Here is a 26,516-nt window from a genome sequence, read left to right as displayed (position 1 = left end):
CTCAGCGGCGCGGGGTGTGCATATTACGCCATCCCGCTGCAGAGTCAAGGTTTATTTTCACTCTGTTGACCCGGCGGCGTGTTGGCCGCTGTTCCGTGTCAGTGGTGGCGCATTATAGGGAGTAATTGAGTTCTCGCAAGCATAAAATACAAAAAAATTTTCACCTGCCTATTTTTCACCCAGAACGCTTATTTTCGCCTGGTTTTTAAACAAAAACGAGCCCCGCAGGGCCCGTTTTTGCCGTTTTGTGACTTACTGCACTGCAACAATACGATCGTCTTTAACTTCCAGACGGACTGTTTTCCCTGGAACCAGCTCTCCAGAAAGGATTTGCTGCGCCAGCGGGTTTTCGATTTGCTGCTGGATAGCACGTTTCAACGGACGCGCACCATACACCGGGTCATAACCGTTTTTACTGAGCAGGTGCAAAGCTTCATCGGAAATCTGCGTTTCGTAACCACGCTCTTCCAGACGTTTATACAAGCGCTGCAACTGAATCTGCGCAATAGAAGCAATGTGTTTTTCGCCCAGCGGATGGAACACAACCACTTCATCAATACGGTTGATGAACTCAGGGCGGAAGCTCTGACTAACCACGCCCAGCACCAGATCTTTCATGTGACCGTAATCCAGCTCGCCAAAACGTTCCTGAATTAAATCAGAACCCAGGTTAGAGGTCATAATGACTACTGTGTTGCGGAAGTCGACCGTTCTCCCCTGCCCGTCAGTCAGACGACCATCGTCCAGCACCTGTAGCAGAATGTTGAACACATCCGGGTGCGCTTTCTCAACTTCATCCAGCAGAATGACTGAGTAAGGGCGACGGCGTACGGCTTCGGTCAGATAGCCGCCCTCTTCATACCCGACATATCCCGGAGGCGCACCGACCAGACGAGACACGGAGTGTTTCTCCATAAACTCAGACATATCAATACGCACCATCGCGTCATCGCTATCGAACATAAAGTTCGCCAGCGCTTTGCAAAGCTCCGTTTTACCGACACCGGTCGGCCCCAGGAAGAGGAACGAACCGATTGGGCGGTTAGGATCGGACAGCCCGGCACGGCTACGACGAATCGCATTCGATACTGCTTCCACCGCTTCGTTCTGACCAATTACCCGGCTATGCAGGTCTTGCTCCATCCGCAGCAGTTTTTCGCGCTCGCCTTCCAGCATGCGCGCAACCGGGATCCCAGTCCAGCGAGCCAGCACTTCAGCGATTTCTGCATCCGTTACCCGGTTACGCAGCAGACGCATGGTTTTACCTTCGGACTGGGTCGCCGCCGCGAGCTGTTTTTCCAGTTCCGGAATTTTACCGTACTGCAGTTCAGACATCCGCCCCAGATCGCCTACGCGGCGCGCCTGCTCGATGGCGATTTTCGCCTGCTCCAGCTCCGCTTTAATTGTCTGCGTACCGGAAAGCGAGGCTTTCTCCGCCTTCCACTCTTCTTCTAATACCGAATACTGGCGTTCTTTGTCTTCCAGCTCTTCATTCAGCATATCGAGACGTTTCAGGCTGGCTTCATCAGACTCTTTCTTCAGCGCCTGTTGTTCCAGTTTCAACTGAATGATACGGCGATCGAGGCGGTCGAGTTCTTCCGGCTTCGAGTCAATCTGCATACGAATACTGGACGCCGCTTCATCAATCAGGTCAATCGCTTTATCCGGCAACTGACGGTCGGCGATATAACGATGCGAAAGCGTTGCCGCCGCCACGATAGCCGGGTCAGTGATCTGCACGTGGTGGTGCAGCTCATAACGTTCTTTCAGGCCACGCAGGATCGCGATGGTATCTTCAACGGACGGCTCTGCAACAAACACTTTCTGGAAACGACGTTCCAGCGCCGCATCTTTTTCAATGTACTGGCGATATTCATCAAGGGTGGTCGCACCCACGCAGTGCAGTTCACCACGGGCCAGCGCCGGTTTCAGCATGTTTCCGGCGTCCATTGCGCCATCGGCTTTACCTGCACCCACCATGGTGTGCAGCTCATCGATAAACAGAATGACGTTGCCTTCCTGTTTCGACAGATCGTTCAGCACGCCTTTCAGACGTTCTTCAAACTCACCGCGATATTTCGCCCCGGCCACCAGCGCGCCCATATCCAGCGCCAGTACGCGGCGGCCCTTCAGCCCTTCCGGTACTTCACCGTTCACGATACGCTGCGCCAGCCCTTCAACGATGGCGGTTTTACCAACGCCAGGCTCACCAATCAGCACCGGGTTGTTTTTAGTACGGCGTTGCAGCACCTGAATGGTGCGGCGAATTTCTTCATCACGACCGATAACCGGGTCAAGCTTGCCTTGCTCGGCACGCTCGGTCAGGTCGACAGTATATTTTTTCAATGCCTGACGTTGGTCTTCGGCATTTTGATCGTTCACGCTCTCCCCTCCGCGCATCTGTTGAATCGCCTGAGTAATGTTGGCCGTCGTCGCCCCTGCGGATTTCAGCAGGTCGGCCAGTGAACCGCGAGACTCAAGCGCGGCCAGAACAAACAGTTCTGACGAAATAAAGTTGTCGCCCTGTTTTTGCGCCAGCTTGTCGCAAAGATTCAGTACACGCACCAGATCCTGTGATGGCTGGACGTCGCCGCCGGTGCCTTCCACCTGCGGTAATCGGCTTAATGCCTGATCGATAGCCGTGCGAAGCTGGCCCGCATTAATGCCAGCAGTGGTTAACAAAGGACGAATAGACCCCCCTTCCTGATTCAGTAAGGCGCTCATTAAATGAAGGGGTTCGATAAACTGGTTGTCGTGCCCCAGTGCAAGAGACTGGGCATCGGCGAGAGCAAGCTGGAATTTGTTAGTAAGACGATCCAGACGCATAATTCCTCCCATAACAGGTCAATTTTGCTACTGGAGATTAAATGAGGTCATCCCTCAATTATTCAAGGTTAATGACCTGTTCAATGCGAAAAATAAATCAGCCTTCTGGATCGTCTTGATTCTTTAGGTTATATCAGCCAAATGAAACTTGCCATACGACCTGTAGTACGGTCACGACGATATGAGAAAAAATCATCGTTTTGGCTGAAGGTACAGCGGTCACCGCCGTAGATACGCTGCACACCGACATTACCCAGACGCTGACGCGCCAGTAGATAGATATCAGCATAGTACTTCTCGCCCGCCGCGCGAAATGCGGCATCGGCCTGAAGGTCTTTCGCCATAAAGGCGTCGCGCACTTCCGGCCCCACTTCAAACGCCGTAGGGCCAATCGCCGGGCCAAGCCACGCCATGATATTTTCAGGGCGATCGTTAAAGCAGGCAACCGTCTCTTCCAGCACGCCTTCACACAGCCCACGCCAGCCCGCATGCGCCGCAGCCACTTCTGTTCCGTCGAGATTACAGAACAGCACCGGCAGACAATCGGCGGTCATCACCGCACACACGGTACCCGGCGTATTGCTGTATGACGCATCGGCGCGTTTCGATTCATACGGCCCGCCGCTTAAGCGCAGCACCTCTTTACCATGAACCTGTTCAAGCCAGACCGGTTTAGAAGGCAAGCTGCCCGCCGCAAACAAGCGGCGACGATTCTCTTCTACATCGTCCGGATTATCACCGCAATGCGCGCCCAGATTCAGAGAATCGTAAGGCGCTTGACTCACACCGCCTTTACGGGTGGAACTACAGGACGCCACGCCCTTCGGCTGCGGCCACTGCGGGATAATCAATGACGTCATAACCAGTCCACATCGTCCTTATGTTCTTCGAAATCGGCGCGCATCGCGTCGATAAGATCGACCATATCCTGCGGGATAGGCGCATGCCATTCCATCTCAATACCGGTGATCGGATGGTAGAGACGCAGCATTGTGGCATGCAGCGCCTGGCGGTCAAATTTACGCAGTGCGGAAATGAACTCATCCGACGCGCCTTTCGGTGGACGCGGACGCCCGCCATAAACCTGATCGCCCACCAGCGGGTGCGTGATATGGGCCATGTGCACGCGGATCTGGTGCGTACGTCCTGTTTCAAGACGCAGCCGCAGACGCGTGTGCACACGGAAGTGTTCCATAATGCGATAGTGCGTTACCGCCGGTTTACCCATGGGGTGCACCGCCATATGTGTACGTTTGGTTGGGTGACGGCTAATAGGTTCTTCAACCGTACCGCCCGCCGTCATATGGCCAATCGCTACCGCTTCATATTCACGGGTGATTTCGCGAAGCTGCAGCGACTCCACCAGACGCGTTTGCGCCGGAACGGTTTTCGCCACAACCATCAGGCCAGTGGTGTCTTTATCCAGACGATGGACAATGCCCGCACGCGGCACATCGGCAATCGGCGGATAATAATGCAGCAGCGCGTTAAGCACCGTACCATCCGGATTGCCTGCGCCAGGGTGTACCACAAGGTCGCGCGGCTTGTTGATGACAATAATGTCGTCGTCTTCATAGACGATGGTCAGCGGGATATCCTGAGGTTCGAAGCGGATATCTTCATCAATTTCAGCATTGATCGCGACAGTCTCGCCACCCAACACTTTTTCTTTCGGTTTGTCGCAAATTCGACCATTAACCTGTACACGCTGGTCAAGAATCCAATCTTTTATGCGCGATCGTGAATAATCAGGGAACAATTCGGCCAAAGCTTGATCTAAGCGTTGACCCAGTTGATTTTCTAAGACCGTTGCGGTGAGTTCTACTCGTTGTGCCATATACAGCTTCTTCGTTAACGTTGGGTTTTTACGGCTTCGCCGTTTAATATAGTGTGCTATTGTAGCTGGTCTTAATCGGGAACAGGAACTGCGAATATCCCGTACAAACATTTTGAGGAAAGTCAAAACGTCATGACGCGCATGAAATATCTGGTGGCAGCGGCCACGTTGAGCCTGGCTTTGGCGGGGTGCTCTGGTTCAAAGGAAGAGGTGCCTGATAATCCGCCTAACGAAATCTACGCAACTGCTCAGCAAAAGCTGCAGGACGGTAACTGGAAACAAGCGATAACGCAACTGGAAGCGTTGGATAACCGTTATCCGTTTGGCCCATACTCTCAGCAGGTACAACTGGATCTGATCTACGCGTACTATAAAAATGCCGATCTGCCGTTGGCTCAGGCAGCCATTGATCGTTTTATCCGTCTTAACCCGACGCACCCGAACATTGATTATGTCATGTATATGCGTGGCCTGACCAATATGGCACTGGATGACAGTGCACTTCAGGGCTTCTTCGGGGTTGACCGTTCTGACCGCGATCCACAGCACGCACGTGACGCCTTCAATGACTTCTCTAAACTGGTTCGCGGCTACCCGAACAGCCAGTACGTCACGGATGCCAACAAACGTCTGGTGTTCCTGAAAGATCGTCTGGCTAAGTACGAGCTGTCCGTCGTTGATTACTACACCGACCGTGGTGCATGGGTTGCTGTGGTAAACCGCGTTGAGAACATGCTGCGCGATTTCCCGGATACTCAGGCAACCCGCAACGCGCTGCCGAAGATGGAAAATGCGTACCGTCAGATGCAAATGACGGCGCAGGCAGACAAAGTAGCGAAAATCATTGCGGCTAACAGCAGCAGCACGCAATCCTGATTTCGAAAGCAAGCAAAACGGCAGCCCTGGGGCTGCCGTTTTTTTATCCGTTTCACCTGCCCGCTGAACCGCTTTAGCGGCAAGTCATCTCATCAAATATGACCGTCTTTTTCCCTTTCGACAAGGAAAAGATCGTCTGTTCCTGCCCTGTCTCACAAAACAGTTTCCTTGACAAAAAGTGACAAAAAAACGTGATTTAAATCACACATTTTGACATTAGGAACGGTATGCTGGGATCACCAAGACGGAAAGACAAGAGGTAAAATTTATGACAATGAACATTACCAGCAAACAAATGGAAATTACTCCGGCCATCCGCCAACATGTCGCAGACCGTCTAGCCAAATTAGAAAAATGGCAAACTCATATTATTAACCCGCACATCATCCTGTCCAAGGAGCCGCAGGGTTTTATCGCTGACGCCACCATGAACACGCCGAACGGGCTTCTGGTTGCCAGCGCCAAGCATGAAGATATGTATGCTGCAATCAACGAATTGATCAACAAGCTGGAACGGCAGCTCAATAAGGTGCAACACAAAGGGGAAGCCCGTCGCGCCACAACATCGGTGAAAGACGCAAGCTTCGAAGAAGTTGAAGAAGAGTAAAACTGAACTTTAAGTGTATCGCCAACGCGCCTTCGGGCGCGTTTTTTATTGACAGAAGGAAAACGTAACAGGTACTGTTACCTGACACACTGTAAGGAATCACTATCTGTGAAATCTATTCTGTTTTTCTTCGCATTCTTTTTTACCTTCCCCTGAACGGGAGGCGTTTCGTCGTAAGATAAAGAATGCGAAGACGAACAATAAGGCCTCCCACTTCGGGGGGCCTTTTTTATTGGCAGATTGATAACAATAAAGGCACAACTATGACTGCGGAAAACCCATTACTGGCGCTACGTGATAAGATAAGCGCACTGGATGAAAAATTACTGACGCTGCTGGCCGAACGCCGTGGCCTGGCGGTGGAAGTCGGCAAAGCGAAGCTGGCCTCCCATCGCCCGGTACGTGATATTGACCGCGAACGCGATCTGCTGGAACGCCTGATTGCGCTGGGTAAAACCCATCATCTTGACGCCCATTACATCACCCGCCTTTTCCAGCTTATCATTGAAGATTCCGTTCTCACCCAGCAGGCGTTACTCCAGCAGCATCTTAATAAAATTAATCCGCACTCTGCGCGTATCGCCTTCCTGGGGCCAAAAGGCTCTTATTCACACCTTGCGGCGCGCCAGTATGCCGCACGTCACTTCGAGCAGTTTATCGAAAGCGGCTGCAGTAAATTCGCCGATATCTTTAATCATGTGGAAACGGGCCAGGCTGACTACGCCGTTGTGCCGATTGAAAACACCAGCTCTGGCGCCATTAACGACGTCTACGATCTGCTGCAACACACCAGCCTCTCGATCGTCGGTGAAATGACGATCGTTATCGATCACTGCGTACTGGTTTCCGGGTCAACAGATCTCGATACTATCGACACGGTATACAGTCATCCGCAGCCGTTCCAGCAGTGCAGTAAATTCCTTGCCCGCTATCCGCACTGGAAGATTGAGTACACCGAAAGCACCTCTGCGGCAATGGAAAAAGTCGCCCAGGCCAACTCGCCACGCGTTGCGGCGCTGGGTAGCGAAGCCGGCGGCGCGCTGCACGGTTTGCAGGTTTTGGAACGAATTGAAGCCAATCAGACGCAAAACATTACGCGCTTCATCGTGCTGGCGCGTAAGGCGATTGATGTCTCAGACCAGGTGCCGGCAAAAACCACATTGCTGATGGCGACCGGGCAACAGGCGGGTGCGCTGGTAGAAGCGCTACTGGTGCTGCGCAACCATCACCTGATCATGACCAAACTGGAATCCCGCCCAATTCACGGCAATCCGTGGGAAGAGATGTTTTATCTCGATATCCAGGCCAACCTGGAATCGGAGTCGATGCAAAAAGCGCTCAAAGAGCTGGGTAAAATTACCCGCTCGATGAAAGTGCTGGGCTGCTACCCGAGCGAGAACGTCGTTCCGGTTGATCCGGCTTAATGCTCAATAAACGGTAACTTCTTCATTCCTGCCACGCTGACGGGCAGGGTGAAGATCGCCCCGGAAAGGGGATACTGCGCCACTTCTGCCGCCGACATGTTTTCCCGGGTGGTGGTAATAAACAGCGTGCGCATATCTGCCCCGCCAAAACAGACCATTGTCGGGCAACGAACCGGCATCCGGTACTCTTCTATCTGTTCACCTTCCGGGGAAAAACGTGCGATACGCCAGCCGTCAAATAGCGCGCTCCAGTAACAGCCCTCTTCATCTACCGCCGCACCGTCCGGGATACCTTCTCCGGCAGAAAACTGATGAAATATTTCACGACGGCCCGGTTCCCCGTCGTCATCAAGAGGCGTTTGATAGATAACCCCGTTTGGCGTATCCGACGTGTACATCCAGCGCTTATCCGCGCTGAATGCCAGCCCGTTTGCGCCGTGAATATCGCACTGCACCACCTTCGTCTTCAGCGTATTATCCACTCGAACCAATAATGCACCGTTGTAATCGCCAGGCCCCCAGAAGGTGCCAGCGTAAAAACGCCCGTCCCTGTCTGTGCCGCCATCGTTAAAACGAGCCAGCGTGGGGTTACTGGGGTTGTCGCAAATTTTACGCACCAGCAGACCATGTTTATCCGCAAGCCAAATGGCGCTACGCAGCGCCACAATAAACCCGCCCTTTTCCCGTAATGCGAAACAGCCGACCTCTTCAGGAAACTGCAAAACCTGATGCTCGCCGCTTTGCGGATGATAGCGATGGATTTCGTATTCCAGGATATCGGCCCAGTACAGCGCCTGCTCCGACTCACTCCAGGTGGGGCATTCCGGCAGATGTCCGGCGTAATCAAACAGCGGTTGTGGCTCAGTCATGCGTCTCATCCCTATAAAAAAAGCCAGTGGGTTCCCCCTCTGGCTATTAAGTATATACAGAATTTGTTAACGCTATGTGTGACCGCGGTCTTAGGCGCGACTGTCGTTGGCCTGACGTAACAGAGTGCGACTTTCGCTCTGAAAACGCTGGGCATAATCGCCAAACCAGTGCTCCACTTTACGGAAGCTGTCGATAAACGCCTGTTTGTCACCCTGCTCCAGCAGGCGGATGGCTTCGCCGAACCGCTGGTAGTAACGCTTAATCAGCGCCAGGTTATTGCCGGAAGACATAATAATGTCCGCGTAAAGTTGTGGATCCTGGGCAAACAGTCGGCCAACCATCGCCAGTTCCAGGCGATAAATAGGCGAAGAGAGTGCCAGTAACTGCTCCAGTTGCACGTTCTCTTCCGCCAGATGCAGGCCGTAAGCAAAGGTCGCGAAGTGGCGCAGCGCCTGAATGAAAGCCATGTTCTGATCATGCTCAACAGCGCTGATGCGGTGCAGACGCGCACCCCAAACCTGAATCTGTTCCAGGAACCACTGGTACGCTTCCGGCTGACGCCCGTCACAGTACACCACCACCTGTTTTGCCAGGCTGCCGCTGTCCGGCCCGAACATCGGGTGCAACCCAACAACCGGGCCCGAATGCGCTTCAAGCATCGCCTGTAGCGGCCCGGCTTTTACCGATGCCAGGTCAACCAGAATGCAGTCGGCTGGCAAAGGTGGCAGCTTCGCGATGATCTGTTCGGTGACATGGATAGGCACACTGACAATGACCATCCCCGCCCCGGCAACGATTTCCTGCGCGTGCGACCAGTCGTCGCGCTCGAGGATACGTACCTGGTAGCCAGACAAGTTAAGCATTTTTTCAAACAGCCGCCCCATCTGCCCACCGCCGCCGACAATCACCACCGGGCGCAGCGTCGGGTGCAATGTTTTGAAGCCTTTATCGTTTTCGCTGGAGTATGACTCACGCATCACGCGACGCAGGACATCTTCAATCAAATCAGGCGGAACGCCAATCGATGCGGCCTCTTCCCGGCGCGATGCCAGCATAGATGCTTCACGCTCAGGGACATAAATCGGCAGGCCATATTTGCTTTTGACCTCGCCAACTTCAGCCACCAGTTCAAGGCGGCGTGCCAGTAAACCCAGCAACGCCTTATCCACTTCATCAATTTGATCGCGCAGCGCGGTCAGTTCAGCAACCATATAATCCTCTTACGCCAGTCGTGCCGCCAGATGGCCACGTAAATCCTTGTCTAACTCACGCAGCAGCGCATCGGTTGTTTCCCAACTGATGCAGGCATCAGTCACCGATACGCCATACTGCATATTGCTACGCGGCTGTTCGGAAGACTGATTACCTTCGTGAATATTACTTTCAATCATCAGGCCAATAATCGAACGATTACCGTCTTTGATCTGGGCGACAACGGATTCCGCCACCGCTGGCTGACGACGGTAGTCTTTATTGGAATTACCATGACTGCAATCTATCATCAGCGACGGTTTCAGTCCCGCCTGTTCCATCTCTTTTTCGCACTGGGCAACATCTTCTGGCCCATAGTTCGGTGATTTACCGCCGCGCAGAATGACATGACCATCCGGGTTGCCCTGAGTTTGCAGCAGACAAACCTGCCCGGCCTGGTTGATACCGACAAACCGGTGCGGCATCGCAGCCGCGCGCATGGCGTTAATCGCGGTCGCCAGTGAACCGTCGGTGCCGTTTTTAAAACCTACCGGCATGGAAAGACCAGAAGCCATTTCACGGTGCGTTTGTGATTCGGTAGTACGCGCACCGATAGCTGACCAGCTAAACAAGTCGCCCAGATATTGCGGGCTATTCGGATCCAGCGCTTCCGTTGCCAGCGGCAAGCCCATGTTGACCAGTTCCACCAGCAGGCGACGCGCAATTTTCAGGCCGCCTTCCACGTCAAACGAACCATCCATGTGCGGGTCGTTGATCAGACCCTTCCAGCCAACGGTGGTACGTGGTTTTTCAAAATAGACGCGCATCACCAGGTAGAGGCTATCGCTGACCTCCTCGGCAAGGCTTTTAAATCGACGAGCATATTCGATGGCCGTTTCAGGGCAGTGAATCGAGCACGGGCCACAGACAACCAGCAGACGAGGATCGCGCCCGGCGATGATGTCAGAGATGGTTTTGCGCGACTGGGCGATTTGCGCTTCCTGTTCAATGCTCAGCGGAAATTCTGTTTTCAGTTGTTCAGGCGTAATCAGAATTTGTTCATCGGTAATATGTACGTTATTCAGCGCGTCTTTTTGCATGGTGGCTTACCTGTATAGCTCGTTTGCGATAATGGTTTCCTCGGTGAGGTGAAATAACAATATCATAAAAAGTAAAGATTTCAATCCAAAATACGTAAATAAAACTTTACACCATTACTAACAAGCTCAAAACACCCCTGAAATCGTAAACAAATTAACACACTCATTATCCTGACCAACTTTTACCCACAGCGCCACCACACATTCACGAGGCAGAAATAACGCCTTTCCCCTGCCAGGGGAGCTGAAACGGACTTTCTGTTAAATCAACAAACTAAGGCATAACCGAATCATCAGAATGTTTATTTTTAAACATGTGATCTCGTCCAGATCATTTTCACAAGATTTAACTTAATCAATACATAATACATTCACAGTTCTAATGACTGATCTGGCGAAAAATGATAATCTGCAATGAGAAATTATGGACGTTGAAATCAAAGCGTTACGGCGGATTCCAATGAGTAACCCGTTTTTAAAACTTTTATACCCGCTTTTGCTGGCCCTGATATTTTGCGCGCTAAGCAGACCTCTTTTTGCAGCAACGCTGTCTGATATAGATAAATCGGTACGTTCAATGGTTTCCGGCATTATTGGCTACACCCACTGGCCGCAGCTCATACAACAGCCGACGCTCTGCATATTTGCGACCTCACGATACCGTGATGCACTCAGCAGTGCTGAGGGTTTTCCCCTTACCTATAAACCGATAATGGTTCACTCCAGCCAGGATGTCCGCAACACTGAATGTGATGCTATCTATTTTGGCCAGGAATTACCTGACCAGCAGGTTGAATTACAAAACATGCTGAACAAGAAGCCTGTATTATTCATTTCAGAACAAAATGCCGAATGTCGTATTGGCAGTTCCTTCTGTCTGCTATTCAATGCCGATAAAGTAACATTCGCCGTAAACCTCGACTCCCTTTCTCGCAGTGGCGTTAGAGTCAATCCCGATGTATTAATGCTCGCACGGAACAAGAAGCATGAATAAGGACTATTCACCTTCCCCCCGCCCCACCTTTAAGGGGACACTCCGCCGGATAAGCGTAACCAGCGTATTTATCACCATGACGCTTATCTGGCTGCTGCTGTGCGGCGCATCGATCGTCACACTAAAGCAATATGCACAGAAGAACCTGGAGTTGACCGGCTCAGCAATGAGTCACAACCTGGAAGCGGCGCTGGTATTCAGAGACAACGTAGCCGCCAACGACACGCTGGCTATACTCGGTAAGCAGGGGCATTTTGCCATCGCGGAAGTAGTGGATGGCAGCAACAAGCGCTTCGCTTACTGGCATTTCAATGCAACGGGTGAACGGGATGCGCTGAACAGGCTGGTCAGTCAGTGGCTTTTCCCTCTGCCGGTGACGCAACCCATCGTCTGGAACGGGCAGGCTATCGGAGAACTACGACTGACTGCCCGAGACAGTTTAATTAGCCACTTTATCTGGCTGTCGCTTGGAGTACTGACCGCCTGTATTGTCCTGGCCTCTGCGCTTGCGTTGCTCATCACCCGTCATCTACATGAAGGGGTGGTCACTGCGCTGCAAAGCATTACCGATGTGGTGCATGATGTTCGCACCAATCGCAATTTTTCTCGCCGCGTGACCGCCGAACGAATCGATGAATTTCATCGTTTCGCTCAGGATTTCAATAGCCTGCTGGATGAAATGGAAGAGTGGCAACTCAAGTTACAGGCAACAAACGCCCAGCTTTTGCGCACCGCTTTGCATGACGCCCTGACAAGCCTGCCAAACCGCGCAGCATTTCGTACCAGTATCGCCACGCTGATGAACAGCCCGCAGATGAAAGCCACTTCGGCGTTGCTGTTTCTTGATGGTGATAATTTTAAGCGTATTAACGACACATGGGGACATGCCGCAGGCGACTGCGTGCTGATTGACGCCGCCAAACGGTTGATGGAGTTCTGCGGCAATCGCCATGCCGCTTATCGACTGGGCGGCGATGAGTTTGCGGTAATTCTGTATGGGGTAAACAGCGAACATGAAGTTCAGCGCATATGCGCGGCGCTGTCACAGCAGTTTATCCGTCCTTTTGATTTACGTAATGGACATTACGTCCCCCTGTCGTTGAGCATCGGCTACGCCCTGACGTGGGAACATAATTCTGTCGAAGATTTACAGGAACTGGCCGATAAGAATATGTACGTGATGAAAAACCAGCGTTCAAAAAATTCATGATGAGAAGCAAGGAAAGAGCATGTTAAAGCGTTACATCGTCGCCGCGTTACTCTCCACCACCTTACTGACAGGCTGCCAGGCGCCGCAGGGGAAATTCACCCCCGAGCAGGTTGCCGCGATGAAGTCTTATGGTTTTAGTGAAGCGAATGGCGACTGGTCACTTGGACTCTCTGATACCATTTTATTCGACAAGAATGATTTCCACCTGCGTCCAGAAAGCCAGAAGCAAATCCACACTATGGCCGCGCGACTGGCGTCGACCGGGATAACCCATCTGCGCATGGATGGGCACACGGATAACTACGGCGAAGCAAGTTACAACGAAGGGCTTTCGCTCAAACGCGCTAATGTCGTCGCGGATAGCTGGGCTGAGGGCGCAAACATTCCTCGCAGCAACCTGACTACACAGGGTTTAGGGCAAAAATACCCGGTGGCCAGCAATAAAACGTCACAAGGACGCGCTGAAAACCGCCGCGTCGCGGTGGTGATCAGCGCCCCCTGATGGCTACTGAACGGGCTGTGTTGCGCTTAACGCCTGTTGACCGCGCCAGCGGAGCCAGTCAATCACCACAAACAGCACCAGGCTGACGCCCATCACCGGCAGCGCCAGCCCCAGCAAAGTGGCAATCGCAAGCGTCGTCAGGCGCCCTGCCAGTGATAACGCCAGCCAGCTCTGGTACAGCGTCTGTAACGGGTTGGCAGCAGCCTGCGCCGGGCGCTTAATCCACCATAATCGATAACCCATGACAATCGCTGCACACAGTGCAAGCCCGAAAGCGATAAGCAGCAGTTGATTAGGCAATCCGAACAGAATCCCCATGTGAAAATCCACGCCCCAGCGGGTAAGCTTCGCCATGAGTGGAAAATCCGCAAAATGGGTACTATCCAGGATCTTCAGCGTACTGCCATCCACCGCCACAGCATCGACCTGAGTAGGCCAGCGGCGGTCAATTTCCGTTACCGTCCATGCGCGGTCATGGCTGCGTGGCGGGCGGATCTCCACAAGAGAGGCATCGATACCTGCCTTTTGCGCCGCGGCCAGCACAGAATCGAACGTTTCCCCGGCAATCAAAGGTGTCATACCGGGCATCGTTCCCATCTCACCGTGATGTTCCGCATGCGGGTTCGTCATCGCCATTTCGCCATGCAGTTGCGTGTTCACCTGCGGTGTGAGCCAGCCAAATGCAGCGCGCATCTTATCCACATTACCGCCCGCCCACTGGGACCAGGTCAAACCGGTGGCAGAAAAGAGCAACATGCCAGCCAGTAGCACCCAGCCAAGCGTAACGTGAATGCGGCGCGTATTCTGCAATCGGTTGTTAATCCGCCGTTTGGGGCGGGTAAAAAACCAGAGCGTAATCCCCCCGAGTGCCGCCACCCACATCCACGAAGCCGCCAGTTCACTGTAAAGCCGCCCCACATCCCCCAGCAACAAAGAGCGATGCGCGTAATCAATCCACTGACGCAGCGGGAGGATGCCACTGGTGCCATAGACCGTCATATCCCCCATGACCGTAAGCGTCACCGGATCAATAAAAATAGCCCGGTGCTCTGACCCAGCCAGTGCAGGGTCGGCAAACATAACCCGGGTAGTTTCTCCGGCAATCAGACCAGGACGCACAGCATGTAAACGCAGATCGCCATCAATAACCTGCCGCGCAACCGCGATTTGCTCAGCCAGCGCGTGGCGTTCGCCGCTTACGGCGCCCTGTAATGCGTTCCGATAAACCCAATTTTCCAGTTGTGGGGTGGCGACATAGAGTGTCCCCGTCAATGCGGCCACAAAAATAAACGGCCCAACAAACAGACCAATAAAAAAGTGCAGGCGACGGAGCAGGTGAACCCATGCCGCCCGTGAGGTGCAGGTTGTCATACTTTTCCTTAATACATGCGAAAAGAGTTCTGGCGCATTTACGCCATTTATAATTTTTTAACAGGAAAAAGCAGACAGGCGCGGCGGCGCGCGGGTATCAGGAAAGAGCCAGGGAAAGAAATGCCACTGTTTTATCGCAGGCCGAACCGGGGTTGTTCGACAGCGCAACAGCAGGCCACACAGCAAGATAGCCAGAGCGAGGATAAGCCCCGGCACATGCGCCAACAGTACGCAGTAGCCACAGGCTTCCGCGTGATCGACCGGCATACTTTGATGAGAGGAGTGACCCTCTGTATCCATATTCATCGCATGATGCATGCCGGGCATCGCGCTCATGGGATCTTTTTGCAACGAGATGGAGATCAGCGGCGCCACGATTATTAACGCAATAGCGAACAGCGCAAGCCAGAGTGCGCGTCGCTTTAACGTTGAAGCATGAAACCGATTGCTGTTCACCACACCCTCCAGTAAGGAGCGAATATTGTAAACGAATTATCTCAAATCAGTTAACACGGAGTGCCGAATGCGATAAAAAAAGGGCCAGCCTTTCGGCCAGCCCTTTTCTAACAGGATGTCGCTTACGCGAATCTTAGTTAAGACGCTCTTTGATACGAGCAGACTTACCAGTACGTTCACGCAGGTAGTACAGTTTAGCTTTACGCACAGCACCACGACGTTTAACAGCAATGCTGTCAACAACCGGAGAGTGAGTCTGGAAGACACGCTCAACGCCTTCGCCGTTGGAAATTTTACGAACAGTGAATGCAGAGTGCAGACCGCGGTTACGAATAGCGATAACCACGCCCTCGAATGCCTGCAGACGTTTTTTGGAACCTTCAACAACCCATACTTTCACTTCCACGGTATCACCCGGACGGAAGGAAGGTACGTCCTGCTTCATCTGTTCTTGTTCAAGTTGCTTAATAATGTTGCTCATAATTTAATCTCTTATCCTGGGTAAACTGATATATCGGGCGCGTATTACGCTTGCCCATCATGTTTATGTTGCTGTTGTGCGTGTTCCTTTTGGAACTCCGCCAGCAACCTTGCTTGCTCTTCAGTCAGAGCCAGGTTTTCCAGAAGTTCAGGTCTTCTAAGCCAGGTACGGCCCAGCGACTGCTTCAAACGCCAGCGACGTATCTCGGCATGGTTCCCCGACAGCAATACTGGCGGTACTTCCATCCCTTCTAACACTTCAGGACGCGTATAGTGGGGGCAATCCAGCAACCCATCAGCAAAGGAATCTTCCGTTGCTGATGCTTCATGCCCCAGTACCCCCGGAATAAACCGGGAAACCGAGTCAATCAGCGTCATTGCCGGTAACTCACCACCGCTGAGAACGTAATCGCCGATTGACCATTCTTCATCAATTTCGGTCTGAATCACGCGCTCATCAATACCTTCGTAGCGACCACACACCAGAATCAGTTTCTGATTCGTTGCCAGTTCGCTGACGCCTGCTTGATCAAGCTTGCGTCCCTGAGGCGACAGATAGATCACCTTAGCGCCTTCACCTGCCGCGGCTTTTGCTGCATTGATGGCATCCCGTAAAGGTTGCACCATCATTAACATCCCCGGCCCGCCGCCGTAAGGACGATCGTCCACGGTACGGTGCCGGTCATGCGTGAAGTCTCGAGGACTCCAGCTTTGGATGTTCAGCAGGCCATTTTTTACTGCCCGGCTAGTTACCCCGTAATCGGTAATTGCGCGGAACATTTCAGGAAACAGGCTAACGATACCTATAAACACAAGCCAATCCCCATAACGCCGACTTTTACCGTTTATCCGGTGGTTTAAAAACCAGGATCCCAATCTACTTCGATTGAACGAGTAGCGAGATCGACTTTCTTGATAACCTGCCCATCGAGGAACGGAACCAACCGCTCCTTGATACCAAACGCATCTTTCAGGTTTGCCTTAATGACGAGAACGTCATTCGAACCGGTTTCCATCATATCGATGACTTTACCGAGATCGTAACCTTCGGTTGTGACTACCTGGCAGCCCATCAGGTCTTTCCAGTAGTAATCACCCTCTTCCAGTTTTGGCAACTGCGATGAATCAACGATAATTTCGCAATTCGTCAGTAGATTCGCAGTATCGCGATCATCAACGCCTTTCAGCTTAATGATGATGTCCTGATTGTGGTGGCGCCAGCTTTCCAGCTCAACAACCTGCCACTGACCCGCCTTCTGGATTAACCAGGGCTGATAGTCAAAAATGCTTTCGGCGTCTTCGGTGGAGGAAAACACTCTGAGCCAACCACGGATACCGTAGGAAGAACCCATTTTGCCCAATACGATGGGATCAACAGGTGCCTGTGCGGTGAGTTGCTTGCTCATCATGACCACCGTGACAGATTAAGCTGCTTTTTTAGCTTCTTTGATCAGCGCAGATACGCGATCAGAGATAGTTGCGCCCTGGCCAACCCAGTGCTCGATGCGATCCAGATCCAGGCGAGTGCCTTCTTCTTTTTCGCTAGCGATCGGGTTGAAGAAACCAACGCGCTCAATGAAGCGACCGTTACGTGCATTACGGCTGTCAGTAACAACAACCTGGTAGAACGGACGCTTTTTAGCGCCGTGACGAGCTAAACGAATAGTTACCATAACATCCTCTTGTGTGAATAGAACAACCGGGCCCCATCGAGGGAAGGGGCCCGGTGTCATATTAAAAGCCCGAAAATTTTACTCATTTTCGTATAAATTGCAATCTTTAAAGCAATTATCGGCCTGGGAAACCTGGGGGCATCATCCCTTTCATCCCGCGCATCATCTTCGCCATGCCGCCTTTCTTCATTTTCTTCATCATGCGCTGCATGTCGTCGAACTGTTTCAGCAGACGGTTAACGTCCTGAACCTGCATGCCACAGCCAGCCGCGATGCGACGCTTACGGGAACCTTTGATGATTTCCGGCTTCGCGCGCTCTTTCAGGGTCATCGAATTAATGATGGCTTCCATCCGCACCAGCACTTTGTCATCCATCTGCGATTTGACGTTGTCCGGGATCTGCCCCATACCCGGCAGTTTGCCCATCAGGCTGGCCATGCCGCCCATGTTTTTCATCTGCCGCAACTGTTCCAGGAAGTCGGTCAGGTCGAAGCCGTCGCCTTTTTTCAGCTTGGAGGCCAGTTTCTCAGCCTGCGCGCGGTCAACCTTGCTTTCGATATCTTCGATAAGTGACAGCACGTCACCCATGCCGAGGATGCGGGAAGCGATACGATCCGGGTGGAACGGCTCCAGCGCTTCCGTTTTCTCACCGACGCCGAGGAATTTAATCGGTTTGCCGGTGATATGACGAATAGAGAGCGCCGCACCGCCGCGGGCGTCGCCGTCCACTTTGGTCAGCACCACGCCGGTGAGCGGCAGCGCTTCGTTGAACGCTTTGGCTGTGTTCGCCGCATCCTGGCCGGTCATGGCGTCAACGACAAACAGGGTTTCTACCGGGTTAATCGCGGCATGCACCTGTTTGATTTCGTCCATCATCGCTTCGTCAACGTGCAGACGACCGGCGGTATCCACCAGCAGCACGTCGTAGAATTTCAGCTTCGCTTCTTTCAGCGCGCCGTTAACGATGTCGATAGGCTTCTGCCCAACGTCAGACGGGAAGAAATCCACGCCAACCTGCTCGGCCAGGGTTTCAAGCTGTTTAATCGCCGCCGGGCGATAAACGTCGGCGGAAACCACCAGCACTTTCTTCTTGTGCTTCTCGCGCAGGAACTTACCGAGCTTGCCGACGCTTGTCGTTTTACCGGCACCCTGCAAACCCGCCATCAGCACAACGGCTGGCGGCTGTGCGGCCAGATTCAGAGTCTGGTTCTCTTCGCCCATCGCCGAAACCAGTTCGCTACGAACGATCTTGACGAACTCCTGGCCCGGGGTCAGGCTTTTGTTAACTTCATGACCAACCGCTTTCTCTTTTACGCGGTTGATAAACTCACGCACCACCGGCAACGCGACGTCGGCTTCAAGCAGCGCCATACGCACTTCGCGCAGCGTCTCTTTGACGTTTTCTTCGGTGAGGCGGCCACGCCCGCTGATATTACGCAGCGTCCGTGACAAACGGTCGGTTAAATTATCAAACATTGTCTCTCGCCTAAGGTGGAAACGGTTGGTCGCTGTGCGACACAAAAATAGAAATTTGCCGGAGTATAACACGACAGCGCCCGAGTTGTGATGCCGCGGTTTACCTCAAAGCGCCCGATGTTTTGCCCAACGCCCCGCGCCTTGATACAACTCGAATGATTTTGCGTATATACTGCCCTTCTTACTCTCTATTTGACGATTGCCGACACACTCTATGCCCGTTTTTGCCCTGCTCGCGCTTGTCGCCTACTCCATCAGCCTGGCGCTGATCGTTCCCGGTCTGCTGCAAAAAAACAGCGGCTGGCGGCGTATGGCTATTCTTTCTGCCGTTATCGCGCTGATCTGCCACGCTGTCGCGCTGGAAGCCCGTATCTTGCCTGGCGGCGAGAACGGCCAAAACCTCAGCCTGCTGAACGTCGGCTCGCTGGTCAGCCTGATGATTTGTACGGTGATGACGATTGTCGCCTCGCGCAATCGCGGCTGGTTACTGTTGCCGATTGTTTACGCTTTTGCGTTAATTAATCTGGCTTTTGCGACGTTTGTCCCTAACGAATACATCACGCACCTGGAAGCGACGCCGGGCATGATGGTGCATATTGGCCTGTCGCTGTTCTCCTACGCGACGCTGATTATCGCCGCGCTTTACGCGCTCCAGCTCGCCTGGATTGACTACCAGTTGAAAAACAAAAAGCTGGCCTTCAGCCACGAAATGCCGCCGCTGATGAGCATTGAACGTAAAATGTTTCATATCACCCAGGTAGGCGTAGTTCTGCTTACTCTGACCCTGTGCACCGGCCTGTTTTACATGCATAACCTCTTCAGCATGGAGAACATCGACAAAGCCGTACTCTCTATCGTGGCCTGGTTTATCTACATCGTGTTGCTGTGGGGTCACTATCATGAAGGATGGCGCGGACGCCGCGTCGTGTGGTTTAACGTCGCCGGCGCAGGTACTCTGACCCTGGCCTATTTTGGTAGTCGGGTCATTCAACAGCTTGTCGGCTAGACACAACTAAGGAACACCTTTTGGAACATATCTCCACCACCACACTGATCGTCACACTGATCATTATGGTGGTCATCTCCGCCTATTTCTCCGGTTCGGAGACGGGCATGATGACGCTCAACCGCTATCGTCTTCGTCACCTGGCCAAACAGGGCAATCGCCAGGCGAAGCGCGTTGAAAAACTGCTGCGTAAGCCGGATCGCTTAATTAGCCTGGTACTGATTGGCAACAACCTGGTCAACATTCTCGCCTCCGCGCTGGGCACTATCGTCGGGATGCGTCTTTACGGCGATGCAGGCGTCGCCATTGCGACGGGTGTGCTGACCTTCGTGGTGCTGGTGTTTGCCGAAGTCCTGCCAAAAACCATCGCCGCACTCTATCCGGAAAAAGTGGCTTACCCCAGCAGCTTCCTGCTCGCCCCGCTGCAAATTCTGATGATGCCGCTGGTGTGGTTACTCAATATGATAACCCGCCTGCTGATGCGCCTGATGGGCATTAAAACCGATATCGCCATCAGCAGCTCACTGAGTAAAGATGAACTGCGCACGCTGGTGAATGAGTCCCGCTCGCAAATCTCGCGACGCAATCAGGACATGCTGTTATCGGTGCTTGACCTCGAAAAAATGAGCGTTGACGACATCATGGTGCCGCGCAATGAGATTGTCGGCATCGACATTAACGATGACTGGAAATCGATAGTTCGTCAGCTTACCCACTCCCCGCACGGGCGCATTGTGCTCTACCGCGACTCGCTGGACGATACCATCAGCATGCTACGCGTTCGCGAAGCCTGGCGCTTAATGCAGGAGAAAAAAGAGTTCACCAAAGAGGTAATGCTGCGCGCTGCCGATGAAATTTATTATGTCCCGGAAGGGACGCCGCTCAGCGTTCAACTGGTGAAGTTCCAGCGTAATAAAAAGAAAGTCGGTCTGGTCGTTGATGAGTATGGCGACATTCAGGGGCTGGTGACGGTCGAAGATATTCTCGAAGAGATCGTCGGCGATTTTACCACGTCGATGTCACCGACGCTGGCGGAAGAGGTAACGCCGCAGAATGACGGCTCAGTGATTATCGAAGGCAGCGCCAACGTCCGCGAACTGAATAAAGCCTTCAACTGGCATATGCCGGAAGATGAAGCGCGCACCGTGAACGGCATGATCCTCGAAGCGCTGGAAGAGATCCCGGCTGCCGGTACACGCGTACGTATTGGCCAGTACGACATCGATATTCTCGACGTACAGGATAATATGATTAAGCAGGTCAAAGTGGTACCGGTGAAACCCTTACGCGAAAGCGTTCAGTCCTGAAAAAAACAATAACGGGCCCGATAAGGGCCCGTTATTACATCCACTTTGTAAGCCACGCTTCAAGCTCCGCTGCCGTTTTGGGACGCGCAAAGTAATATCCCTGAGCCTGGTCACAGGCGTAATCGCTAATAATTCGGGCAGTCATCTCATCTTCCACCCCTTCAGCCAACACGCGATAGCCAAGCTCTTTCAACATACGTATCACGTTGCGCACGATGACCCGACGGGAAGGTTCTTTCAGCAAATCATCGATGAGTGACTTATCAAGCTTGATGGTATCAAGCGGAATACGCAGCAAATAGTTCAGATTGCTGTAGCCCGCGCCAAAATCATCCAGCGACACGGTGAACCCCCTGTGTCGCAACAGACGCAGCTCCTCCAGCACCTGCGAACTGGCGAGAAGCTTCTCCGTTTCCAGGCACTCAACGCCCAGCATACGATTATCCAGCCCCGCCAGCGCCATTTTCTCATGCAGATGCTGAGTAAAGTTATCGCGGCTTAAATCCAGCACGCTGATGTTGATCGAAGCCGGTAGTGCGATATTCCGCTCTTTCCACAAGCTCAACTGACTAATGGCGTGGTCTATCACCCAGTCGGTTAGCTCCACCATCAGACTGGTGTTCTCGATCAGCGGCAGAAAACAACCTGGAGGAATAATCCCTCTCTCAGGATGGTTCCAGCGGATCAGCGCTTCCAGCGCAACAGGCCGCCCCTCCGGCAACGCCACTTTAGGTTGCCAGACCAGATAGAGTCCGCGGTCTTTGCGAATCGCCTCGGTCAGATCGTTAAGCAGATAAAAATCTTCGTTACGGCGACAATCATCATCCTGATTATAAACCCCCCAGCGCAGCCGGTTATGCCGGGCTTCATAAAGCGCACTCTCAGCCTGGCGTAGAATTTCGTGTCCTGAGCTGATTGGTAAGCTAATCGCCGTCTCACCCACATAGATTTTAAGATCGATGGTGACGGCGTCCGACAGATGGGCCTGCAATGCCATAAGCTGTCGCTCACGCCGTTCTCTATCGGGCGGCGTCAGCGGTTTTGAATAGAGAGCAAAACGTCCGGCGCTCAGCATATAGAGCTTTTCACACTCCTCAAGCTGCAACACCCGCAGCAGAGCCTGGCTAATATCCCTGACCAAAGTGTTCAGACGGCTGGTGCCCATGACGCGCGCAATATCATCTGACTGGGTGACGCCAATACACTCAATCACCATCAGCGAATTACAAGGACACTCTTCCGCCAACGCGTCATCCTGCAAGTCATTGATCAATTGCTGCATGTTTGGCAAGCCGCTATTGAGATCGGTGAGCGCCACATCCAGCCAGGACTCGATAAAGCTCGCCACCAGCTCAGCAATAAAGGTAAGGGACTCCAGCTCATCGCAGGTTAAATCGCGCGGCACGGTATCCACCACGCAGTAAGTCCCCATGGTACAGCCGTTTTTAAAGGTGAGCGGCATCCCGGCATAAAAACGCAAACCCGGATCGCCTGTCACCATTGGGTGCTCACAGAAACGCGCATCCTGTAGCGTATCGGGCACAATCACTGGTTTTTGGGTATCGACCACATACTGACAAAATGTGAACTGTCTCGGCTTTGGCGTCATGGCTATCTGATGAGACACAATCACATTGCGCGTCTTATCGTCCAGTACCGAGATATAGCCTGCCGGCATATGAAACAAAGATGTGGTGAGTTGTAAAAAATGACGAAGAACATCGTCGCGGGTTTTGTCCTGTCGTACTAATACCCCCAACTCTTCGGGGGGAAGTGCCCGGGCCCTGACAGCCGACTCCAGCATAAATATCCCTCTTCATGTGAGTCTGTGAAGAGGCAGTATAAAACGACAACAGCAGGCGACAAATATCAGGCCTAAGCCTGTAAAAGCAAAAAACCCTCACGAGGAGGGTTTTTAAATCAAGTCATGGCTGAGGTTCACGCTTTCGCTTTGGCGACAGAAACCATCGCCGCGCGAATAGTGCGACCATTCAGCGTATAACCTTTCTGCATCACCATCAGGACATTGCCCGGCGCGATTTCATCAGATTCGACCATGGCAATGGCCTGGTGTACGTTCGGATCCATCGGCACGTCGATCGCGTCAACAACCTGAACGCCGAATTTACCGACGACATCCAGCATGGATTTACGGGTCAATTCGATACCTTCGATCATCGCCACCATGTCGGTGTTGTCTTTGTTTGCCACTTCCAGCGCACGATCAAGGCTGTCCAGCACCGGCAACAGTTCGTTGACGAATTTCTCCAGCGCAAATTTGTGCGCTTTCTCAACGTCGAGTTCAGTACGACGACGCAGGTTTTCCATTTCCGCTTTGATACGCAACACACCGTCACGTTCACGAGTCTGAGATTCCGCTAACTGGGCTTCCAGATTCGCAATTTTTTCATCGCGCGGATCCACCTGCTCAGCAGACGCGTCAGACTCTACAGCTTCAACGTCATCGTGCTGTTCCATGATAATTTCTTCCGGGGCTTGCCCCTCAGGCGTTTTCTGTTCTTTACTGCTCATGAATTTCTCCGCGTTTTTTTCGCAATCATCTCGCTAACCTGGATTATTATGGGGATAAGATTCCGCGTTTCAAGGGAAGCTCTCACATTGTCATCAATCTTCGGCACAAGGACCATCAGAAAATGAACAATCATTTCAAGTGTATCGGTATCGTAGGCCATCCACGCCATCCGACCGCGCTGACCACACATGAAATGCTCTATCGCTGGTTGAGCGCTAAAGGCTACGAAGTGATTGTTGAACGCCAGATTGCTAAAGAGCTGAAACTGGAAAACGTGCAAACCGGCACCCTGGCGGAAATCGGCCAGAAGGCCTGCCTCGCGGTTGTTGTGGGTGGCGATGGCAACATGCTGGGCGCCGCGCGCACCCTTGCCCGCTACGATATCAAAGTGATCGGTATCAACCGTGGAAATCTCGGCTTCCTGACCGACCTCGACCCGGACAACGCACACCAACAGCTAGCCGACGTGCTGGAAGGCAATTACATCACCGAGAAGCGCTTCCTGCTGGAAGCGCAGGTTTGCCAGCAGGATTGTCAGAAGCGCATCAGCACCGCCATTAACGAGGTGGTTCTGCACCCAGGCAAAGTGGCGCATATGATTGAGTTTGAAGTCTACATTGATGAGACTTTCGCCTTCTCACAGCGCTCTGATGGTCTGATTATCTCGACGCCGACCGGCTCTACGGCCTACTCACTCTCAGCAGGCGGCCCGATTCTGACGCCATCGCTGGATGCTATCACGCTGGTGCCCATGTTCCCGCACACACTTTCCGCGCGCCCGCTGGTGATCAACAGCAGCAGCACCATTCGCTTGCGCTTCTCGCACCGCCGCAACGACCTTGAGATAAGCTGCGATAGCCAAATCGCGCTCCCTATCCAGGAGGGTGAAGATGTATTGATTCGCCGAAGCGATTATCACCTGAATCTCATTCACCCGAAAGATTACAGCTATTTCAATACATTAAGCACCAAACTGGGCTGGTCAAAAAAATTGTTCTAAATTCACCAACATCACTTTACTGTATAAAAAACCAGTTTATACTGTATGAAAACACAGTTATGGTTTTTCATACAGGAAAGCAGCTATGTTGGCACAACTGACCATCAGCAATTTCGCAATCGTTCGTGAGCTTGAAATCGACTTCAACGGCGGCATGACGGCCATCACCGGTGAAACCGGGGCCGGTAAATCTATTGCTATAGATGCCCTCGGCCTGTGCCTGGGCGGGCGCGCAGAAGGCGACATGGTGCGCGCTGGCGCCACTCGTGCCGACCTCTGCGCTCGCTTTGCGCTGAAAGACACCCCCGCCGCGCTACGCTGGCTGGTTGAAAACCAACTGGACGATGGCCGTGAATGCCTGCTGCGCCGTGTTCTCAACAGTGACGGCCGCTCACGCGGCTTTATCAACGGCACCGCCGTACCACTCTCACAGCTTCGTGAACTGGGTCAGTTACTTATCCAGATCCACGGCCAGCATGCACACCAATTACTGGTCAAACCCGAACACCAGAAAACCCTGCTCGACGGCTATACGGGCGTAACCCCCCTTACCCGCCAGATGGCTGAGCATTACCATCTGTGGCATCAAAGCTGCCGCGATTTAGCGCAACATCAGCAGCAAAGCCAGGAACGCGCCGCACGCGCCGAACTGCTGCATTATCAGCTTAAAGAGCTGATCGAGTTCAACCCGCAGCCGGGTGAATACGAACAAATAGACGAAGAGTACAAGCGTCTGGCCAACAGCGGGCAATTGCTCTCCACCAGCCAACACGCGCTGGCGCTACTGGCCGACGGTGAAGACGCCAACCTGTTAAGCCAGCTCTATACCGCAAAACAACTCACCACAGAACTGGTCGGCATGGACAACAAACTTGCCAGCGTACTCGATATGCTGGAAGAAGCCTCCATTCAGCTAAGTGAAGCCAGCGACGAACTACGCCACTATTGCGACCGTCTGGATCTCGATCCGAACCGTTTGTTCGAACTGGAACAGCGTATATCGCGACAAATCGCCCTGGCGCGTAAGCACCATATTGCGCCGGAAGCACTGCCCGATTTCTACCAGTCACTGCTTGATGAACAACAGCAGCTTGACGATCAGAGCGACTCTCTGGAAACGCTGAAACACGCCGTCGCTCGCCATCATGAACTGGCGCTCGAAAGCGCCCGTCAACTTCATACTCTGCGCCTGAACAGCGCGCAAGAGCTGGCGGGGCTTATCACCGACAGCATGCATGCGCTCTCAATGCCCCACGGCGTCTTCACTATCGACGTTAGCTTTGAAGAACAGCACCTCACGGCAGACGGTGCGGATCGCATTGAGTTTCGCGTCACCACCAACCCGGGGCAGCCGCTGCAGCCGATTGCGAAAGTTGCATCTGGCGGTGAACTGTCGCGTATCGCTCTGGCCATTCAGGTGATTACCGCACGTAAAATGGAAACCCCGGCGCTGATTTTCGATGAAGTGGATGTGGGGATCAGCGGCCCGACCGCCGCCGTTGTCGGGCGCTTGTTGCGTCAGCTTGGCGAATCAACGCAGGTGATGTGCGTCACCCACCTGCCGCAGGTCGCGGGTTGCGGCCATCACCACTTCTATGTCAGCAAAGAAACTGACGGTGAAATGACCGAAACACACATGCAACCGCTGGATAAACGTGCACGGCTACAGGAACTGGCACGTCTGCTTGGGGGGAGTGAAGTCACCCGAAATACGCTGGCAAACGCGAAAGAGTTACTGGCGGCGTAAACTTTTTTCTCTCTCAGGGGTCTGAGTTC

At 53.0% G+C, this 26,516-nt stretch carries 26 protein-coding genes and 1 other annotated feature; of the genes, 11 read left to right on the top strand and 15 right to left on the bottom strand.

The features are described 5' to 3' along the window. Positions 1-252: 252 nt before the first annotated feature. From clpB to rluD, 3 genes are all read right to left on the bottom strand, one after another. Complete coding sequence (gene clpB / locus VSR74_RS13915; protein ID WP_347795237.1) at positions 253-2,826, bottom strand: ATP-dependent chaperone ClpB; 2,574 nt, start codon at positions 2,824-2,826, stop codon at positions 253-255. A gap of 128 nt (positions 2,827-2,954) precedes the next feature. Further along, the gene (gene yfiH / locus VSR74_RS13910; protein WP_347795236.1) at positions 2,955-3,686 is read right to left on the bottom strand and encodes a purine nucleoside phosphorylase YfiH; all 732 of its coding nucleotides are present in this window, start codon (positions 3,684-3,686) and stop codon (positions 2,955-2,957) included. Then, complete coding sequence (gene rluD, locus VSR74_RS13905) at positions 3,683-4,663, bottom strand: 23S rRNA pseudouridine(1911/1915/1917) synthase RluD (RefSeq protein WP_347795235.1); 981 nt, start codon at positions 4,661-4,663, stop codon at positions 3,683-3,685. Before rluD ends, yfiH begins: the two co-directional genes overlap by 4 nt. A gap of 132 nt (positions 4,664-4,795) precedes the next feature. Here rluD and bamD point away from each other — a divergent pair, with 132 nt between their 5' ends. The 4 genes from bamD to pheA all read left to right on the top strand — a co-directional run bounded on the left by bamD (position 4,796) and on the right by pheA (position 7,570). Next, a complete protein-coding gene (bamD, locus tag VSR74_RS13900) occupies positions 4,796-5,539 on the top strand; it encodes an outer membrane protein assembly factor BamD (RefSeq protein WP_347795234.1) in 744 nt (247 codons plus the stop codon). A 268-nt stretch (positions 5,540-5,807) separates the two neighbouring features. Beyond that, complete coding sequence (gene raiA, locus VSR74_RS13895) at positions 5,808-6,146, top strand: ribosome-associated translation inhibitor RaiA (protein WP_015963370.1); 339 nt, start codon at positions 5,808-5,810, stop codon at positions 6,144-6,146. A gap of 107 nt (positions 6,147-6,253) precedes the next feature. After that, positions 6,254-6,379: a sequence feature (Phe leader region), on the top strand. Beyond that, positions 6,255-6,302 (top strand): pheA operon leader peptide PheL, encoded by a 48-nt coding sequence (gene pheL / locus VSR74_RS13890; protein ID WP_347795258.1) that lies wholly within the window; start codon positions 6,255-6,257, stop codon positions 6,300-6,302. Its footprint overlaps the feature before it by 48 nt. Before the next feature lie 30 nt (positions 6,380-6,409). Further along, positions 6,410-7,570 carry a bifunctional chorismate mutase/prephenate dehydratase gene (pheA, locus tag VSR74_RS13885; RefSeq protein ID WP_347795233.1) on the top strand — a complete coding sequence of 387 codons (1,161 nt, stop codon included), beginning with the start codon at positions 6,410-6,412 and terminating at the stop codon, positions 7,568-7,570. On the opposite strand, the gene VSR74_RS13880 is transcribed toward pheA, so the two are convergent. From VSR74_RS13880 to aroF, 3 genes are all read right to left on the bottom strand, one after another. Then, positions 7,567-8,439, bottom strand: a complete 873-nt coding sequence (locus VSR74_RS13880) for an SMP-30/gluconolactonase/LRE family protein (protein ID WP_347795232.1) — start codon at positions 8,437-8,439, stop codon at positions 7,567-7,569. The genes pheA and VSR74_RS13880 overlap by 4 nt on opposite strands. A gap of 90 nt (positions 8,440-8,529) precedes the next feature. Continuing rightward, complete coding sequence (gene tyrA, locus VSR74_RS13875) at positions 8,530-9,651, bottom strand: bifunctional chorismate mutase/prephenate dehydrogenase (RefSeq protein WP_347795231.1); 1,122 nt, start codon at positions 9,649-9,651, stop codon at positions 8,530-8,532. A 9-nt stretch (positions 9,652-9,660) separates the two neighbouring features. Next, the gene (gene aroF / locus VSR74_RS13870) at positions 9,661-10,731 is read right to left on the bottom strand and encodes a 3-deoxy-7-phosphoheptulonate synthase AroF (protein WP_347795230.1); all 1,071 of its coding nucleotides are present in this window, start codon (positions 10,729-10,731) and stop codon (positions 9,661-9,663) included. Between the two features lie 460 nt (positions 10,732-11,191). Here aroF and VSR74_RS13865 point away from each other — a divergent pair, with 460 nt between their 5' ends. From VSR74_RS13865 to VSR74_RS13855, 3 genes are read left to right on the top strand one after another with little or no spacing between them, the layout of a single operon-like run. Beyond that, positions 11,192-11,725 (top strand): YfiR family protein, encoded by a 534-nt coding sequence (locus VSR74_RS13865; RefSeq protein ID WP_411914258.1) that lies wholly within the window; start codon positions 11,192-11,194, stop codon positions 11,723-11,725. Continuing rightward, positions 11,718-12,935 (top strand): diguanylate cyclase DgcN, encoded by a 1,218-nt coding sequence (gene dgcN / locus VSR74_RS13860; protein WP_347795228.1) that lies wholly within the window; start codon positions 11,718-11,720, stop codon positions 12,933-12,935. Before VSR74_RS13865 ends, dgcN begins: the two co-directional genes overlap by 8 nt. Before the next feature lie 19 nt (positions 12,936-12,954). After that, positions 12,955-13,437 carry an OmpA family protein gene (locus VSR74_RS13855; protein WP_347795227.1) on the top strand — a complete coding sequence of 161 codons (483 nt, stop codon included), beginning with the start codon at positions 12,955-12,957 and terminating at the stop codon, positions 13,435-13,437. A 3-nt stretch (positions 13,438-13,440) separates the two neighbouring features. Here VSR74_RS13855 and VSR74_RS13850 read toward each other — a convergent pair whose 3' ends face one another. The 7 genes from VSR74_RS13850 to ffh form a co-directional block, all read right to left on the bottom strand. Further along, the gene (locus VSR74_RS13850; RefSeq protein ID WP_347795226.1) at positions 13,441-14,808 is read right to left on the bottom strand and encodes a PepSY-associated TM helix domain-containing protein; all 1,368 of its coding nucleotides are present in this window, start codon (positions 14,806-14,808) and stop codon (positions 13,441-13,443) included. Between the two features lie 57 nt (positions 14,809-14,865). Beyond that, entirely contained in the window at positions 14,866-15,264 is a 399-nt protein-coding gene (locus VSR74_RS13845; protein WP_347795225.1) for a DUF2946 domain-containing protein, read from the bottom strand. A gap of 133 nt (positions 15,265-15,397) precedes the next feature. Next, complete coding sequence (gene rplS / locus VSR74_RS13840; protein ID WP_002914145.1) at positions 15,398-15,745, bottom strand: 50S ribosomal protein L19; 348 nt, start codon at positions 15,743-15,745, stop codon at positions 15,398-15,400. Between the two features lie 44 nt (positions 15,746-15,789). Continuing rightward, positions 15,790-16,557 carry a tRNA (guanosine(37)-N1)-methyltransferase TrmD gene (trmD, locus tag VSR74_RS13835; protein ID WP_347795224.1) on the bottom strand — a complete coding sequence of 256 codons (768 nt, stop codon included), beginning with the start codon at positions 16,555-16,557 and terminating at the stop codon, positions 15,790-15,792. Between the two features lie 44 nt (positions 16,558-16,601). Then, positions 16,602-17,150 carry a ribosome maturation factor RimM gene (gene rimM / locus VSR74_RS13830; protein ID WP_015963359.1) on the bottom strand — a complete coding sequence of 183 codons (549 nt, stop codon included), beginning with the start codon at positions 17,148-17,150 and terminating at the stop codon, positions 16,602-16,604. Between the two features lie 18 nt (positions 17,151-17,168). Beyond that, positions 17,169-17,417 carry a 30S ribosomal protein S16 gene (gene rpsP / locus VSR74_RS13825; protein ID WP_041686193.1) on the bottom strand — a complete coding sequence of 83 codons (249 nt, stop codon included), beginning with the start codon at positions 17,415-17,417 and terminating at the stop codon, positions 17,169-17,171. A gap of 115 nt (positions 17,418-17,532) precedes the next feature. After that, entirely contained in the window at positions 17,533-18,894 is a 1,362-nt protein-coding gene (ffh, locus tag VSR74_RS13820; RefSeq protein WP_347795223.1) for a signal recognition particle protein, read from the bottom strand. A 214-nt stretch (positions 18,895-19,108) separates the two neighbouring features. Here ffh and VSR74_RS13815 point away from each other — a divergent pair, with 214 nt between their 5' ends. Together VSR74_RS13815 and VSR74_RS13810 are read left to right on the top strand one after the other, a co-directional pair. Beyond that, a complete protein-coding gene (locus VSR74_RS13815) occupies positions 19,109-19,900 on the top strand; it encodes a cytochrome C assembly family protein (protein WP_347795222.1) in 792 nt (263 codons plus the stop codon). Positions 19,901-19,920: 20 nt separating this feature from the next. After that, complete coding sequence (locus VSR74_RS13810) at positions 19,921-21,207, top strand: HlyC/CorC family transporter (RefSeq protein WP_347795221.1); 1,287 nt, start codon at positions 19,921-19,923, stop codon at positions 21,205-21,207. 34 nt (positions 21,208-21,241) lie between these two features. On the opposite strand, the gene VSR74_RS13805 is transcribed toward VSR74_RS13810, so the two are convergent. Both VSR74_RS13805 and grpE read right to left on the bottom strand, forming a co-directional pair. Beyond that, a complete protein-coding gene (locus tag VSR74_RS13805) occupies positions 21,242-23,011 on the bottom strand; it encodes a sensor domain-containing diguanylate cyclase (RefSeq protein ID WP_347795220.1) in 1,770 nt (589 codons plus the stop codon). A 134-nt stretch (positions 23,012-23,145) separates the two neighbouring features. Further along, positions 23,146-23,739, bottom strand: coding sequence for a nucleotide exchange factor GrpE (gene grpE / locus VSR74_RS13800; RefSeq protein WP_347795219.1), 594 nt, complete (start codon positions 23,737-23,739; stop codon positions 23,146-23,148). 122 nt (positions 23,740-23,861) lie between these two features. Here grpE and nadK point away from each other — a divergent pair, with 122 nt between their 5' ends. Then, complete coding sequence (gene nadK, locus VSR74_RS13795; RefSeq protein ID WP_113857594.1) at positions 23,862-24,740, top strand: NAD(+) kinase; 879 nt, start codon at positions 23,862-23,864, stop codon at positions 24,738-24,740. Between the two features lie 85 nt (positions 24,741-24,825). After that, positions 24,826-26,487, top strand: a complete 1,662-nt coding sequence (recN, locus tag VSR74_RS13790; RefSeq protein WP_347795218.1) for a DNA repair protein RecN — start codon at positions 24,826-24,828, stop codon at positions 26,485-26,487. Positions 26,488-26,516 lie beyond the last annotated feature (29 nt).

Source organism: Pseudocitrobacter cyperus (assembly GCF_039889165.1).
Lineage (GTDB): Bacteria > Pseudomonadota > Gammaproteobacteria > Enterobacterales > Enterobacteriaceae > Pseudocitrobacter > Pseudocitrobacter cyperus.
This window is presented reverse-complemented; position numbering and strand designations above follow the sequence as displayed.

Excerpts from the sequence above, each read along its gene's own strand:
- grpE (WP_347795219.1), bottom strand. The coding sequence starts at position 23,739 with ATGAGCAGTAAAGAACAGAAAACGCCTGAGGGGCAAGCCCCGGAAGAA.
- bamD (WP_347795234.1), top strand. The coding sequence starts at position 4,796 with ATGACGCGCATGAAATATCTGGTGGCAGCGGCCACGTTGAGCCTGGCT.
- VSR74_RS13855 (WP_347795227.1), top strand. The coding sequence starts at position 12,955 with ATGTTAAAGCGTTACATCGTCGCCGCGTTACTCTCCACCACCTTACTG.
- tyrA (WP_347795231.1), bottom strand. The coding sequence starts at position 9,651 with ATGGTTGCTGAACTGACCGCGCTGCGCGATCAAATTGATGAAGTGGAT.
- ffh (WP_347795223.1), bottom strand. The coding sequence starts at position 18,894 with ATGTTTGATAATTTAACCGACCGTTTGTCACGGACGCTGCGTAATATC.
- VSR74_RS13865 (WP_411914258.1), top strand. The coding sequence starts at position 11,192 with ATGAGTAACCCGTTTTTAAAACTTTTATACCCGCTTTTGCTGGCCCTG.
- pheA (WP_347795233.1), top strand. The coding sequence starts at position 6,410 with ATGACTGCGGAAAACCCATTACTGGCGCTACGTGATAAGATAAGCGCA.
- VSR74_RS13815 (WP_347795222.1), top strand. The coding sequence starts at position 19,109 with ATGCCCGTTTTTGCCCTGCTCGCGCTTGTCGCCTACTCCATCAGCCTG.
- raiA (WP_015963370.1), top strand. The coding sequence starts at position 5,808 with ATGACAATGAACATTACCAGCAAACAAATGGAAATTACTCCGGCCATC.
- VSR74_RS13850 (WP_347795226.1), bottom strand. The coding sequence starts at position 14,808 with ATGACAACCTGCACCTCACGGGCGGCATGGGTTCACCTGCTCCGTCGC.
- rpsP (WP_041686193.1), bottom strand. The coding sequence starts at position 17,417 with ATGGTAACTATTCGTTTAGCTCGTCACGGCGCTAAAAAGCGTCCGTTC.
- nadK (WP_113857594.1), top strand. The coding sequence starts at position 23,862 with ATGAACAATCATTTCAAGTGTATCGGTATCGTAGGCCATCCACGCCAT.
- VSR74_RS13805 (WP_347795220.1), bottom strand. The coding sequence starts at position 23,011 with ATGCTGGAGTCGGCTGTCAGGGCCCGGGCACTTCCCCCCGAAGAGTTG.
- rimM (WP_015963359.1), bottom strand. The coding sequence starts at position 17,150 with ATGAGCAAGCAACTCACCGCACAGGCACCTGTTGATCCCATCGTATTG.
- rplS (WP_002914145.1), bottom strand. The coding sequence starts at position 15,745 with ATGAGCAACATTATTAAGCAACTTGAACAAGAACAGATGAAGCAGGAC.
- recN (WP_347795218.1), top strand. The coding sequence starts at position 24,826 with ATGTTGGCACAACTGACCATCAGCAATTTCGCAATCGTTCGTGAGCTT.
- aroF (WP_347795230.1), bottom strand. The coding sequence starts at position 10,731 with ATGCAAAAAGACGCGCTGAATAACGTACATATTACCGATGAACAAATT.
- yfiH (WP_347795236.1), bottom strand. The coding sequence starts at position 3,686 with ATGACGTCATTGATTATCCCGCAGTGGCCGCAGCCGAAGGGCGTGGCG.
- dgcN (WP_347795228.1), top strand. The coding sequence starts at position 11,718 with ATGAATAAGGACTATTCACCTTCCCCCCGCCCCACCTTTAAGGGGACA.
- VSR74_RS13880 (WP_347795232.1), bottom strand. The coding sequence starts at position 8,439 with ATGACTGAGCCACAACCGCTGTTTGATTACGCCGGACATCTGCCGGAA.
- clpB (WP_347795237.1), bottom strand. The coding sequence starts at position 2,826 with ATGCGTCTGGATCGTCTTACTAACAAATTCCAGCTTGCTCTCGCCGAT.
- rluD (WP_347795235.1), bottom strand. The coding sequence starts at position 4,663 with ATGGCACAACGAGTAGAACTCACCGCAACGGTCTTAGAAAATCAACTG.